Raw genomic sequence first — 12,650 nt, 5'->3', positions numbered from 1 at the left:
CTCAGGGGAGAGCGGGGAGCCGCCCCCAGATGACTTCGCTGAAGCGCGAGGTGGGCGCAGGCTCGATGCCCACCTTCTTCAAATCGTCGGTGTGACGAGCGCCCTTCACGACGACCCACCGGCGGGCGACGCGTCTCCCCTCCTCCACGGCTTCAGGAGTGAGGGGCGCGTGCTCCGCGAAGCGGCGCAGGACGTCGAAGGCGGGCTGGGCCTTCTTGGGCTTGGCGAACATCGGGTCGAAGAAGACGACGTCGAAGGACTTCGAGGGCAGCGTCTTCAGGTACGCGTGTGCATCCGCGTGAAGCACTTCGATGGCGCACGAGTCCGCGCCCCGGTCGTAGCGCTGGAGCCCCTCCGCGGCGACGATGCACAGGGGCAGGCTCTTCTCCAGGCCGACGACACGGCCCGTGGGACCCACGGCGAGTGACGCCACCAACGCGTCCTGAGCGAGCCCCAAGGTGCAGTCGAGCACGGCATCCCCGGGGACGATCTCCGCGACCTTGAGGAACGCGTCATCGCGTTGGCCCTGCCGCAGCCGCATGCGCCGCAGGTGCGCCATGCCCGCGTGGAAGCCGAACGAACCCTGCGGCTCCCACAGCGTCACGCCATCGCCGCCCACGACGAGCAGCACCTCCACCTTGGTGCCCAGCCAGGGCGCGATGCCCTCACTGGAGCGGCGCGAAAGGAACGGCAGGTCCCACCGCTGCGCCACGGTCCGCGCCTCGCGCACCGTGGCCGCGTCCGTCTTCGTGCTGGTGGTGACCGCGAGGGGAATGGGCGGCATCGATACCGCCGCCCTACTCCGCGACCGCCTGAAGCTTCCGGCCACCCTGCATCTGCGCCACCGTCACGGACTGGTTCCGGCCGTTGCGCTTCGAGTGGTACAGGCACTGGTCCGCCAGGTCGATCATCTGCTGCTTCTCCATGGCGTTGTCCGGGAACGTCGCGATGCCCAGCGACATCGTGATGCGCAGCGGGCCCATCTCCGTCTGGAACACCTCCGCCATCACCGCCTCGCGGATGCGCTCCGCGATGATCTTCGCGCCCTGCACGTCCGTCTCCGGCATCACCATCACGAACTCCTCGCCGCCGTAGCGAGCGACGACGTCCGTGTCCCGCGCCAGCGTCTTGATGATGCGCGCCACGCCCTTGAGCACCTGGTCGCCCGTCGGGTGACCGTAGGTGTCGTTCACGTTCTTGAAGTGGTCCACGTCCGTCAACATGATGGAGCACTTGCGGTTGTACCGCCGCGCCTGCGCCAGGATGTCGTCCGCGCGCGACTGGAACGTGCGGTGGTTCAGCAGCCCCGTGAGGCCGTCCGTCGTCGCCATCCGCTCCATCTGCTCGTAGAGCTGCGCGCGCAACACCGCCTGCGCCGCCTGGATGGCGATGACTTCGATCATCCGCAGCACGTCCTGCTCGAACGCCGCCTTCTTGCGCGACCCCGCCACCAGCGTGCCAAGAATCCGGTCCCCCGCCACCAGCGGGAAGATCTTCAGCGCGCCCAGGCCGCGCACCTGCGTCTCCTCATCGAAGATGACCTGACGGTCCATCGCCTTGATGTCCCGCCCCGGCAGCGGCGCGCCATAACGCACCACGTTCGCCACCAGGCCGTTGTTGTCCTGGAACGTCTGGCCCTCCAGCGCCTTGCCCTGCGCCGTGACGCCCGTCATCCGCGCCACGCGGTGCATCCGCTTGCCGTCCTGCTCCGACACCAGCGTCACCGCGCAGAAGTCCAGCCCCGCCAGCTGCCGCGTCGCCTCCAGCACCGCCACGAACACCTGGTCCGGGCTGCCCGCGCGGTTGAGCTCCTCGATGGCCCGGAAGAACCGGTCCTTCTCGTCGCGCGTCTTGCGGATGTAGCTCATCACCCGCTCCACCTCGATGGAGCGCAGCACCTCTCCCGCGATGGTGGTGAGCATCTTCTCGTCCTGGTCCGTGAACGGCTCGTTCTTGAGCTTGTCCGCCACCAGCACGCCGCGCACCAGGCCGCTGCCCTCCAGGATGGGCACCGCCAGCAGCGCCTGCACCGTGGGACCGCCGCCCTCGTAGTACGTGACGCCCTTCAGCCCCTGCGGCGAGTTCATCCGCACCGGCGCGCGGCGCTTCAGCACGCCGCCGATGATGCCCTCGCCCGCGTTGAACTTCTCGCGCTGCACCCGCTCCGAACCGGAGCGGCAGTCGTACAGCTTCAGGCTCCGGTCGTCCGACGTGAGCAGGAACGCCGCGCAGGTGTCCGTGCGCAGGCCCGTCTCCGCGATCTCCAGCGCCGCGTGCACCGCGCCCTCAATCTCCTTCACCGACGCGACCAGCCACTTCTCGTCGGAGTTCATCCCGCTGAAGCTGTCCTGCGTCCCGGAGGACACCAGCCGGAAGGTGCGCGCGCGCTCCTCCACCTCGCGGATGCGCTTCTGCACCGCGTCCGACTCCGCCCGCTTCGCCACCGCCATCCGCGCGGACAGCACCAGGTGGTACAGCCCCGCGAACAGCGCCAGGAACAACGTGTGCGTCAGGAACCCGGTGACGTTCACCACTGTCCCGCCCAGCGTCACCAGGCCGTCGTACACCAGCGTCACACCCAGCAACGTCATGCCCGCGTTGCGAGGCAGGAACGCCACCAGGAACGCCATCAACAGGTAGACGATGGGGAACAGCTCCCCGCCGCCAATGGCCACCACGATGAAGGCCGCGGAGATGAGCCCGCCGCCCAGCTCCAGGTCGTCGCGCAGGTCGATGACCGCGCCCACCGAGGAGCGCATGGCCCGGCGCCACGCCGCCATGCCGATGCCGATGAGCAGCCCCATCACCAGCGCCGCTTCCGTCCACCCCAGCGTGTTCAGGCCCCGGAAGCCGCCGCGCGCCAGGTGGACGAACGTCGCCAGCGCCACCGCCGCGGGGATGGCTCGGAAGAAGGCGCGCACGAGCTTCGCGGGAGAGGGCACCACGGACAGCGAGGTCATGGCGACTCCAGGTGGAAGACGATTTCGCCCGGCTTCACGTAGCCGAGCTCCTCACGGACCGACTGCTCCAACGTCGCCGGATCCTTGCGCAGCGCCGCGATCTCCTTGCGGAGCGCGTCGTTCTGCGCGGCCAGCGAGCGGTTGCGCTCATCGAGCGCCTCCACGTCCTGCCGCAGGCGCAGGTAGCGCCGGAAGCCCTTGGCGTCCGCCACCGAAGCGAGGCTCAAGGCCACCGCCACCACCGCCGCCACCATCAGGAGCTTTCGCCGGGACGTCATGAGCGCCGGCGAAGGTACCAGCGGCCCCCTTGCCCGCAACTATTCCGCTCCAGCCCTGTAGCACCCCGGGCGGAGGCGGAAATCAGTCCGCCTTCAGCAGCTTTTCAATGGCCTTCGCCACGTCCGCCTGGCCTTCAATCCCCTGCCACGCGGCCACCGCGCGGCCGTGCCTGTCCAGCAGCACCGTGCTGGGCAGCGCGCGGATGCGGCCGAAGGCGCTCTCACCGGCGCGCATCCGCTCGTCGGACAGGAGCACCGGGTACGGAAAGGCGTAGTGGTTCGCGAACGGGCCCAGCACCCGGCCCTCGTCGATGTCCATCCCCACCGCGACGACCTGGAAGCCCTGGGGGCCGTAGGTCTCCTGGAGATGCTTGAGCGAGGGCTGGTCCGCCAGGCACGGGAAGCACCAGGTGGCCATGAAGGACACCAGCACCACCTTGCCCGTGAGCTGGCGGGGGTCGTAGCGCGCAGGCCCCACCGACGGCAGCCACAGCGCCCGGTAGAACGCGGGCCCGGCGTCCACCGGCCCGCCGTGGCGACAGCCGGACACCGAGCCCGTCAGCGTCAGTGCGCCCAGCGCCACCGCGCACAGGAGCGCGCGTCGTCGCACCGGGCTCACGCGCTCAGGCCTCTGTCTCCGGAGGGCCACCCCGGAGCTGACACTCGCGACACAAGCCGTACAGCTCCATCTTGTGCGACGTCACCGTGAAGCCGTGCTTGCGCGCCACCGCATCCTGGAGCGTCTCGATGCGGTCGTTCTCGAACTCCACGATGGTGCCGCAGCTCGTGCAGATGAGGTGATCGTGGTGCTCGCGCCCCGCCGCCGCCTCGTAGCGCGTCTGCCCGTCACCGAAGTTGCGCGCGTGGGCCAGGCCGCACTCGTTGAGCAGCTTCATCGTCCGGTACACGGTGGCCACGGACACCTTGGTGTCCTGTTCGCGCACCTTGTTCCACAGCTCTTCGACGGACAGGTGGCCGCCCACCTCGAAGAAGGTGTCGATGATGAGGCTGCGCTGGCGCGTGCTCTTCAGCCCGTGCTGGGCCATGTAGCGCGCCAGGACCTCGTCCTTGTCCTTGTCCGAGGGGCCGTGGGAGTGGGAGTGGCTGTGGTGATGGGTCGTCATCTGCAATCTCTGGAGCACCCCATGTGTTGGGGTGGGGATGCCTGCTCCCGCAAGACAATCTGGCCGGACGGGCCTGGCAAGCGCCCGCTTCCCCGGTGACTACCACGGAGTTCGGTGACTTCGGCTTGCGCCGCGCGTGAGCTGTTTACATTGAGGCCGGACTGGCTCATTGACACCTGTCTGGCCGCGAAGATAGAGGCATCCGCCCTCGTAAACGAGCAATTTTCCGAACCTTTCCATGATCAGTCCCTGGCAGAGAAGACGGCAGCCCGATGACGTACCCACCCCGGTGGCGGTGGCGGTGTCGGACTTCTGCCGACGCGCGAAGGCTCCGGCCCCCGCACAGCAGGTCCGCGAGGCGCTCGCGCTCCTCACCGAGGATGAGGACTTCCGGGTCCGCGCCCTCACGGATGGTGAACCGGAGACGTCCCCCCTGGGGCCCTTCGCGGTGGTGGACATCCTGCGCGGGGTGACGCCGGCGCTCGCGGCCCAGCGCCAGGAGTGCGGCTACTACGACGTGGCGCAGGAGCTGGCCCAGGTGCGCGAGGAGAAGACGCCGCCCCCCGCGCCCGCCTCCACGACGCCCGTGTTCGCGCTCCCCTCCCCGGCCTCCGAGGAGACGGACGCGAAGACCGGCCGCCGCAAGAGCGCCAAGGCGGAGGCCGCCGCCGTCCAGGAGCGCATCGCGCCCAAGAAGCGAACCACCGACGCGGAGGACGCAGACACCGGCGCGCCCGCCCCGGCTCCCCTGGCGCCCCAGGAAGAAGAGGAGGCCCCGCGCTTCCTCAAGCGCGAGCTGCCCCGCCCCCGCGGCCGCTTCACCCGCGTGGAGGCCCAGCGACTGTCGTTCCTTGAACTGACGCGCGCGGAGGGCAAGGAGACGCTGGAGGCCGCCATCGAGGCCACGGAGCACCGCTACTCACTTCTGCGCACGCTGGAGCACCGCTACAACGGCCCGCGCGGTGAGATGACCCAGGTCGACATGGAGAACGTGCTGCGCCAGCACGGCATCATGGAGACGCTGGAGGCTCGCGAGCGCCACAACATCGAGACCGCCTACGCGTCCCAGCGCGGCGCCACCGGCCGGGTGGCCTGGGCGCTCGGCCTGTCCCCCAGCGAGCTGCAGCGGCTCAACCACGCGCTCAGGCTGGAAGAAGTCGTGGAGGCGCTGCGCGAGCGCTTCCGCAACGAGGTGCTGGCCACGAGCCACCTCACCCACCGGCTGGATCTGCTCGGCCGGGACAAGTACCTGGTGGACCTGGGCATCCAGAAGCGCTTCGCCGACGCGCTCCGCAAGGAGCTGGAGCGGCTGGCGAAGGACGCCCTGCCGGACGCCACGGATCTCCACTCGCTGGCCAACGTCGTGGGTCGCAAGCACGGCGCGCCCGCGGAGCTGGTCACCCGCGCCTTCGAGCGCCTGAATCTGACGGAAGGCCTGCGCAAGCAGCTCTCCGCCCAGGCCCAATCCCCTTCGAACTGACTCATCGAGACGAGGTACCCACCCCATGCCCATCTACGAGTACGGCTGCTCGGCCTGTGGAAAGACCATCGACGTCCTGCAGAAGATGTCCGACCCGACGCCCGCTGCCTGCACCGCGTGCGGCGCCGAGGGCACGCTGAGCAAGCAGCTCAGCCGCTCCAGCTTCCACCTCAAGGGTGGCGGCTGGTACTCGGACCTGTACGGCTCCACGAAGAAGGACGGCGGCGGTTCGTCGTCGTCCTCCTCGGCGTCGTCGTCGCCCGCGTCTTCTTCGACCACGTCGTCGTCGAGCACCAGCACGGCGCCCAGCGCTCCCGCGGCCGCGCCGAGCACGCCGGCCGCGTCCGGCGACAAGTCGTAGCGCCCCAGGCTCCACCGTCCCACCGCCCCCGGCTGAAAATTCGCTGGGGGCGCGGGGAGGCCGCAGACTTGGCGCGTGCCCTTCCCTCCCTCGAAGCGTCCCCCCCGCCACTGCGCGCTGTGCGGCCATCCGGAGCTGACGGATGCTCGGGGGCAGGGGCGGTTCCTCCTGGTCGCGGACCCGCATGGCCGCGGTCCCGTGTGTCCCACGCAGCGCGGCTGCCGCAACGGCAAGCTCGCGGCGACGGACACGCCGGCGCTGACGCAGGCCAGCCGCTAGGCTAAGCAGACACCCGAAGGTGCGCGCCGTCCCATCCCGCGCGCCTCCAGGTGCCATGCCGCGTTCCTTCCGCTCGCTGTCGTCGCTGTTCCTGGTGCCGCTCGTGGCCGCCGTGTCTTTCGGCTGCGCGTCCGCCACCCGCATGTCCCCCGAGGACCGCGCCGCGTTGGACCGCGGCCTCAGCGGCCCGGACGCGGAGCAGTACCTGCGCGTCTCCGCCTACCTGACGCCCTTCTTCGGGGACGCGTCCAAGCGGCTGCTCACGCCCTACCCTCCAGAGGACGTGCGGCTGGTGGATGACACCCAGGGCAAGCCCATCAACCCCGGCCCCGTCCAGGCCACCCTCCCCGCCGGCTCGCGCGTGCGGATCACCAAGGTGGAGTTCCCCACCGCGTGGGTCGTCACCGAGCGCGTCCTCTACTCCCCGCGCACCTGGCCGTGGGTGTACGTGACGGTGGAGGGCGCCCCCGCGGGCGAGCAGGTGGTGATGGTGCTGCCGCCCAACCTGGACCGGCAGGACGCGTTCCGCGCGGAGCTGGGGAACACGCTGTCGCCCCACCCGCTGACGCAGCAGCTCAACGGCTTCAGCGCGGCGGTGAAGGAGGCCGTGCGCACCAAGACGCTGGTGCCGGACATGCCCGCGGACGCGGTGCGCATGGCCTGGGGCCCACCGGAGTCCGTGCGCCGCACGCTGGAGGGCACCGCGAAGAACGAGGAGTGGCGCTACACCGGCGAGCGCCGCAAGGCGTTCCTCAGCGACGGGAAGCTGGTGCGCGCGGAAGAGGCAGGCAAATCCGTCCTGCCCTGAACCGCCTGGCGCCCGTCTAGCGTCGGCCGCCGCGGCGGTGCTGCTTCTTGCCGCCGCCGCCCTTGCGCTGGGCCTGCGCCTCGCCCGGCCGGGTGAGGCGGGGCAGCTCACCGGCCATCACCGGCCAGTAGTCGCCCTTGAACAGCTCCTCCACCAGCTGCGCCTGGGTGAGCACGTCGCGCTTGAAGAAGGTGGCGCCGCGGCCCATCTCGTCCAGGGAGCCGCGCGCGTCGCTGCCGCCCACGCAGGGCACCTTGAGGACGTCCGCGGCCTCCACGGCCAGGTCGTTGGCCGTCTGCTTCACCTTGGCGTTGTAGCCCTCTACGGCGCACAGCACGCCGGACAGTGAGCGCACGTACTCCATGGCGGGGTTGGGCACGTCGCGGTCGAAGGGGCGGGCCGCGATGATGGCCGCGCCCATCGCCTTCACCTTGGGCAGGCACTCGGCGGCGCTCCAGGGCTTCTCCCGGTTGCTGCCCCACATCTGCACGGGCTCCGGCGCCAGCTCCGGCTTCGGGAAGAAGCACAGGTATTGGCCCCGGTCCGTGACGAGCTCCAGGCCCACGAAGACCTTCACCTTGGATTTGGCGCCGATCTCGAAGAGTTCGTCGCAGCCGTCCTGGGTGTTCGTCTCGGTGAACGCCACCGCGTCCAGGCCGAACATGGCCGCCCGCTCCAGCACGGCGCGCGGCTCCAGGTCGCACCCCTTGGACAGGTGGGAATGGGCGTGTAGGTCGATGAGCATGGGCGACGCGTGCCTAACAGGCCTCCCCGGGCCTGTCGAGCCCGCGCGCGCAGGCCCTCAGGCGTACGCGTAGGACTGGAAGTTGCCCTGCTTGGCCTGGCTGTTCTTCTCCTCATACGTGCGGATGAGGTAGCCCATCAGCATCAGCGAGGACGTGTTCTCCAACACCCGGGACGGATCCTTGGAGATGAGGTTCGCGCTGTAGTTCAGGAAGAACTGCGCCAGCTCCTCGCCCGCTTCCTTCACGATGAGGGCGTTGAGCGCGCTCGGCTCCATGGTGCGGATGGTGTTGATGAAATCGACCGCCAGGTCCTTCTTCGTCTTCATGTCCACGGTCCTGCCCCCTTTTTCCGCCCATGCCCTGGAGCCGGAAATGGCCCCGAGCCCCGCCCCAATTCACGAACCGGGTGCGACCGGGTGAACCTATGCATGCCGGTCCACCTGCAAACCCCCACCCCGCCCCGCTCCCCCGCTCCCCCGCGGATCACGACTTTTGGACCGCAGCATTTTTGACACCCCAAAACGGCGTGTGCGATAACCCCCGGTCAAGCCTTTTCTCACCACCCACAAGGAGTGGCAGGCGATGTTCACGGGCGTGAAGGTCTTCTCCGCGACGAAGGCCAAGGAGCGGGAAGAGTTGGGTGAGAACGTCACCCGCTGGATCAAGAGCAACGCGGACCTGGAGATCGTGGACCGGGTCGTGTGCCAGTCCTCTGACAACGAGTTCCACTGCTACACGCTGGTGCTCTTCTACAAGCACGCGAAGCCGCCGGCCTGACCGCCGCGCTTCCCCTGGACTCTCCTCCCGGGCCCGTCCTCTTCCAGGCACTCACCTTTGTCGGTGCGTACGGGGAGGCCGGGCCTTTCCGTTTCCGTATGTTATGGTCCGCGCCGTGGCGCGCTTCGGGGACGACAGCGGGGAGGAGGACCGGCAGCTACGCACGGACGCCCTGCCGGCGATGCGCTCGGCGCGGGTGCGGGTGCGGCTGTTGGTGCTGTCCGGCCCGGACGCGGGCCAGAGCTACCCGCTGGCGCCCGGGCGATACCGGGTGGGCGCAGACGCCAGCTCGGATGTGATCATCGCGGACCGGGCGGTGTCTCGCAGCCACCTGCTGCTGGACGTGCGCGAGGACAGCATCCAGGCGGTGGACGTGGGCTCGCGCAACGGCTCCTTCTGCGAGGGCATGCGCTTCACCACCCTGGAGGTGCGCCCCGGCGCGGTGCTCACGCTGGGCACCACGGAGCTGAAGCTCGTCCCGGAGGGAGAGAAGGCGCACACCCTGCCCCTCTCCAACCGTGAGCGCTTCGGCAACCTGGTGGGCCAGAGCCGCCGGATGCGCGAAGTATTCACCCTGCTGGAGCGCGTGGCCCAGGGCGAGTCCGACGTGCTCATCCAGGGCGAGACGGGCACCGGCAAGGAGCTGTGCGCGGAAGGACTGCACCTGCATGGCGGGCGCTCCAAGGGGCCCTTCGTCATCGTGGACCTGGCGGGCGTGGCGCCGCAGCTGCTGGAGTCGGAGCTGTTCGGCCACGTGAAGGGCGCCTTCACCGGCGCGCAGGCGGACCGGGCGGGCGCCTTCGAGCGCGCGCACGGCGGCACCCTCTTCCTGGATGAAGTCGGGGAGCTCCCGCTGGAGGTGCAGCCCCGGCTGTTGCGCGCGCTGGAGCGCCGGCAGGTGAAGCGGGTGGGCGCCAACGACTACCGCTCGGTGAACGTGCGGGTGGTGGCGGCCACGCACCAGGATCTGGAGGGCGCGGTGAAGACGGGCCGCTTCCGCGGAGACCTGTTCCACCGGCTCGCGGTGCTGCGCGCGACGCTGCCGCCCCTGCGCGAGCGGCCGGAGGACATCCCGCTGCTCATCGACACCGTGCTGGAGCGGATGGGCAAGCCGCCCAGTGCCCTGTCGGACCAGACGCGCGCCCTGCTGGCCCAGTACCCGTGGCCGGGCAACGTGCGGGAGCTGCGCAACGTGGTGGACCGGGTGGTGAGCCTGGGCGAGTCCGCGCTGCCGGAGCTGCCGGACACGCCGGTCGCGCGCCCCGCCCTGTCGCCAGACCTGGACCCGGAGGACACGCTGTCGCTGGCGCTGGAGCTGCCCTTCAAGGAAGCGAAGGAGCGCCTCATCGAAGGCTTCGAGCGCGACTACCTGCGCACGCTGGTCGAGCGGTGCGGCGGCAACGTCTCCAAGGCGTCGCGCGAGGCGGGCATCGACCGCGTCTACCTGCGGAAGCTCCTGCGCAAGCACGGGCTGGTGTCCGGGCCGGACTGACGGCGGTCCCCTGCCCCCACCCGGAGTCACGGTCCCCGTGGGCCGGGTGACACTGGGGCGGGCCTCCCTGCCGGGGGTGGTTGTCGGAGCGGGTTTCCGCCCCATCTTGGGAGCACCAACGCACGAGAGGTGGGTGCCATGCGCCAGGGATGGGGGAGGTGGCTGTTCGTCGGGGGGCTCGTGCTGGGCGTCAGCGCGTGCCAGTCGCGGGACGGGGCTGTCTCGGAGAGTGGCGTGGTGCCGCGGCTCGCGGTGTTCCAGGCCGGGGCGGCGGTCCCCACGGAGGAAGGCACCGGCGGGAGCGGAAGCGGAAGCTTGGGCTCGGTGGTGGCCGAGGACGTGCCGGACTTCTACGGCACGGTGACGATTTCGGGCGCGCGGGGCTTCACGGTGCGCGACGACGACGGCGTGGAGCGGCCGTTCGTGGTGGCGCCGACCACGCGAATCCTGCGCGACGGAAAGCGCGTGGCCCGCGCCCAGCTGTCCCCGGGCGTGCTGGTGCACACGACCTACGGCGAGCGGCTGGGGTCGTGGGTGGCCACGGACGTGGAGATCTACTCCGGCACGCCGTCGCGAGACATGACGGCGACGGCGGCGGCACCCGTGAAGCGCTGACGGGCGGGCGCTTGCATCAGTAGACGGCGAGCGCCTGCGGCAGGTGGTAGCTGACGATGGTGAGCACGGGGATCTTCGGGCCCTCGTCCTCGTCGTCGGTGGTCATGCCGGAGGTGACGCGCAGGCCGTCGAAGCGCGCGAGGATGACGTAGTCGCGGCGGGTCTCCAGGAAGGGATCCGGCGCGGCGAGTCGACCCAGGGCTTCGCGGCCGGTCTCCTCGGAGAGGTTGTCGTAGGTGCGCTCGGAGGCGGACTGGGTGGTGCTCTCACGGGTGAAGATGGAGCCGCCCACGCGGCCCTCGCCGGTGATCGCCGTCCGTCCGCCCAGGTCGCCGGAGGCCTGCGTCACGGTGTCGGTGTGGTAGGCGATGCCGACCTCGCGGCGGGAGGCCACGGACTGGAGGCCCTGCTCCACCAGCCACAGCGTGGGGCGCTCCCCTTCCGAGCGCTGGTCAGCCACCTGCGCGCGCAGGAGCACGTAGCGGCCGCGGTAGGTGTCCGGCTGGGCGACGGCGGACGCGAGCGAGAAGATGGGCACCTTGCGCGCGTGGAGCAGGCGCAGCTCACCGTCCACGCTGCCGCCGCGCTGGGCCACCACGCGGGCGATGAGGTTGGCGGCATCTGGACGCACGCGCAGGTCTTCCGCCCACGCACTGCCCAGCACGGCGCCCAGCTGGGTGAAGCCGGGGGCCTCCGAGCACAGCTTCAGGGCCAGCCACGCGTCGTCGCGTGAAGTCGCCTGGAGCTTGCGGGCGGCGGTCTCGCACGAGGCGGGCGTGGAGTAGCGGGCCAGGAACGCGCGGGCGTCATGCGGCGACGTGGGCGGTTGCTCCGCGACGACGGAGCGCTTGGGCGCGGGGGGCGGCGTCTGCGGCGGAGGCGAGTCCGTGAGGGCGCGGTCCTCCAGCGCGACGTGGGAGTGCGAGGCACCGCAGCCGGTGGCGAGCGCACCCAGGAGGGTCAGCAATGGAAGACGGGGCATGGCGCGAGGCTCCTTGAAGTGCGACAGCACGGTGGACGCGCTACAGCGAGGCGGAGTCGGTGTGCTGCGAGTTCGCGCGCGACGGCGACTGGCGCGGAATGGACGCGGACGGGGGCAGCATCATGGAGCAGGCGTCGTGGCAGCGCTCGTCCATGCACGCGAGCGTGGTGGGCCCGGCCTGCTGCCGCGACACGGCCGCGTAGCAGCTCTCGCCGTTGCCGGGGCACTGGCTGCGCGCGGCGCACTCACAGCAGGTGGAGGCCACGGAGGCCATCAACTGCACGTCCTGGAGCACGGCGGACAGCGCGCGGTAGCAGGCGCGAGCCGCGGGCGCGAAGCGGCCCTTGGAGTCCACCACCGGCGTATTGCCTTCGATGCCGCAGCGGCCCACGACGTCCGAGTACTTGCGCTCGCAGACAGCGACGAGCTTGGGGTCGGGCGAGCCGTCCCGCGCGTTGCTCACGGCCTCCGAGCAGAGGGCGCGAGATGCGTCCTTCAGCAGCTTGATGTTGGCGGACTCCACGTCCGAGTTCGCGTTCTTGGAAGGCGGCGCATCCGCCTCGAACACGCACTCCTTCCCCGCACGCAGCGTGTCGATGGTGCACGACCACGCGGTCGGAGACGCATCCACGAGCGGGGGCGCCCCCAGCGCTTCGGGAGGCAGGGACGACGGCGCGGGGCCGGACGGCGCGGCGCCGAGGAAGAGCAGGGACAGGAGCATCGCCTTCATATGGGACGCAGCGTAGGA

The 12,650-nt window shown here is 70.4% G+C and carries 16 protein-coding genes; 7 read left to right on the top strand and 9 right to left on the bottom strand.

Annotation, left to right across the window (positions count from 1 at the left end; all coding sequences use genetic code 11):
* Position 1: 1 nt before the first annotated feature.
* The 5 genes from GTZ93_RS10990 to GTZ93_RS10970 form a co-directional block, all read right to left on the bottom strand.
* Positions 2 to 784: a class I SAM-dependent methyltransferase gene (locus GTZ93_RS10990; protein WP_139917367.1), complete on the bottom strand. Its 783-nt coding sequence runs from the start codon at positions 782 to 784 to the stop codon at positions 2 to 4.
* 13 nt (positions 785 to 797) lie between these two features.
* Positions 798 to 2,960 carry a sensor domain-containing diguanylate cyclase gene (locus GTZ93_RS10985; RefSeq protein ID WP_139917369.1) on the bottom strand — a complete coding sequence of 721 codons (2,163 nt, stop codon included), beginning with the start codon at positions 2,958 to 2,960 and terminating at the stop codon, positions 798 to 800.
* Positions 2,957 to 3,238, bottom strand: coding sequence for an FtsB family cell division protein (locus GTZ93_RS10980; RefSeq protein WP_139917371.1), 282 nt, complete (start codon positions 3,236 to 3,238; stop codon positions 2,957 to 2,959). Before GTZ93_RS10980 ends, GTZ93_RS10985 begins: the two co-directional genes overlap by 4 nt.
* Before the next feature lie 82 nt (positions 3,239 to 3,320).
* A complete protein-coding gene (locus GTZ93_RS10975; protein WP_233597073.1) occupies positions 3,321 to 3,857 on the bottom strand; it encodes a TlpA family protein disulfide reductase in 537 nt (178 codons plus the stop codon).
* A 4-nt stretch (positions 3,858 to 3,861) separates the two neighbouring features.
* A complete protein-coding gene (locus GTZ93_RS10970; protein WP_169820145.1) occupies positions 3,862 to 4,362 on the bottom strand; it encodes a Fur family transcriptional regulator in 501 nt (166 codons plus the stop codon).
* A gap of 238 nt (positions 4,363 to 4,600) precedes the next feature.
* Between GTZ93_RS10970 and GTZ93_RS10965 the strand changes: the two genes are divergently transcribed.
* From GTZ93_RS10965 to GTZ93_RS10950, 4 genes are all read left to right on the top strand, one after another.
* Complete coding sequence (locus tag GTZ93_RS10965; protein ID WP_139917373.1) at positions 4,601 to 5,842, top strand: hypothetical protein; 1,242 nt, start codon at positions 4,601 to 4,603, stop codon at positions 5,840 to 5,842.
* Positions 5,843 to 5,867: 25 nt separating this feature from the next.
* Positions 5,868 to 6,203: an FmdB family zinc ribbon protein gene (locus tag GTZ93_RS10960; protein WP_120577452.1), complete on the top strand. Its 336-nt coding sequence runs from the start codon at positions 5,868 to 5,870 to the stop codon at positions 6,201 to 6,203.
* A 75-nt stretch (positions 6,204 to 6,278) separates the two neighbouring features.
* Positions 6,279 to 6,482, top strand: coding sequence for a hypothetical protein (locus GTZ93_RS10955; RefSeq protein ID WP_120577451.1), 204 nt, complete (start codon positions 6,279 to 6,281; stop codon positions 6,480 to 6,482).
* 55 nt (positions 6,483 to 6,537) lie between these two features.
* Entirely contained in the window at positions 6,538 to 7,290 is a 753-nt protein-coding gene (locus GTZ93_RS10950) for a hypothetical protein (RefSeq protein ID WP_161662765.1), read from the top strand.
* 16 nt (positions 7,291 to 7,306) lie between these two features.
* Here GTZ93_RS10950 and GTZ93_RS10945 read toward each other — a convergent pair whose 3' ends face one another.
* The gene (locus GTZ93_RS10945) at positions 7,307 to 8,035 is read right to left on the bottom strand and encodes a PHP domain-containing protein (RefSeq protein WP_121754045.1); all 729 of its coding nucleotides are present in this window, start codon (positions 8,033 to 8,035) and stop codon (positions 7,307 to 7,309) included.
* Between the two features lie 57 nt (positions 8,036 to 8,092).
* Positions 8,093 to 8,368: a hypothetical protein gene (locus tag GTZ93_RS10940; protein WP_043321624.1), complete on the bottom strand. Its 276-nt coding sequence runs from the start codon at positions 8,366 to 8,368 to the stop codon at positions 8,093 to 8,095.
* 250 nt (positions 8,369 to 8,618) lie between these two features.
* Between GTZ93_RS10940 and GTZ93_RS10935 the strand changes: the two genes are divergently transcribed.
* From GTZ93_RS10935 to GTZ93_RS10925, 3 genes are all read left to right on the top strand, one after another.
* Complete coding sequence (locus GTZ93_RS10935; protein WP_014397120.1) at positions 8,619 to 8,813, top strand: hypothetical protein; 195 nt, start codon at positions 8,619 to 8,621, stop codon at positions 8,811 to 8,813.
* A 103-nt stretch (positions 8,814 to 8,916) separates the two neighbouring features.
* Positions 8,917 to 10,305, top strand: coding sequence for a sigma 54-interacting transcriptional regulator (locus GTZ93_RS10930; protein WP_121754417.1), 1,389 nt, complete (start codon positions 8,917 to 8,919; stop codon positions 10,303 to 10,305).
* Between the two features lie 138 nt (positions 10,306 to 10,443).
* Positions 10,444 to 10,920 (top strand): hypothetical protein, encoded by a 477-nt coding sequence (locus GTZ93_RS10925; protein ID WP_139923065.1) that lies wholly within the window; start codon positions 10,444 to 10,446, stop codon positions 10,918 to 10,920.
* Between the two features lie 16 nt (positions 10,921 to 10,936).
* Here the strand turns inward: GTZ93_RS10925 and GTZ93_RS10920 are convergent, their stop codons facing one another.
* Both GTZ93_RS10920 and GTZ93_RS10915 read right to left on the bottom strand, forming a co-directional pair.
* Positions 10,937 to 11,902, bottom strand: coding sequence for a hypothetical protein (locus GTZ93_RS10920; RefSeq protein WP_120600066.1), 966 nt, complete (start codon positions 11,900 to 11,902; stop codon positions 10,937 to 10,939).
* A gap of 40 nt (positions 11,903 to 11,942) precedes the next feature.
* A complete protein-coding gene (locus GTZ93_RS10915) occupies positions 11,943 to 12,632 on the bottom strand; it encodes a hypothetical protein (RefSeq protein ID WP_139923067.1) in 690 nt (229 codons plus the stop codon).
* Between the last annotated feature and the right edge of the window lie 18 nt (positions 12,633 to 12,650).

Origin of the sequence: Corallococcus exiguus (assembly GCF_009909105.1) — a bacterium.
Lineage (GTDB): Bacteria > Myxococcota > Myxococcia > Myxococcales > Myxococcaceae > Corallococcus > Corallococcus exiguus.
The sequence above is the reverse complement of the archived record's forward strand: the minus strand, read 5'-3'. Positions and strand labels throughout refer to the sequence as shown.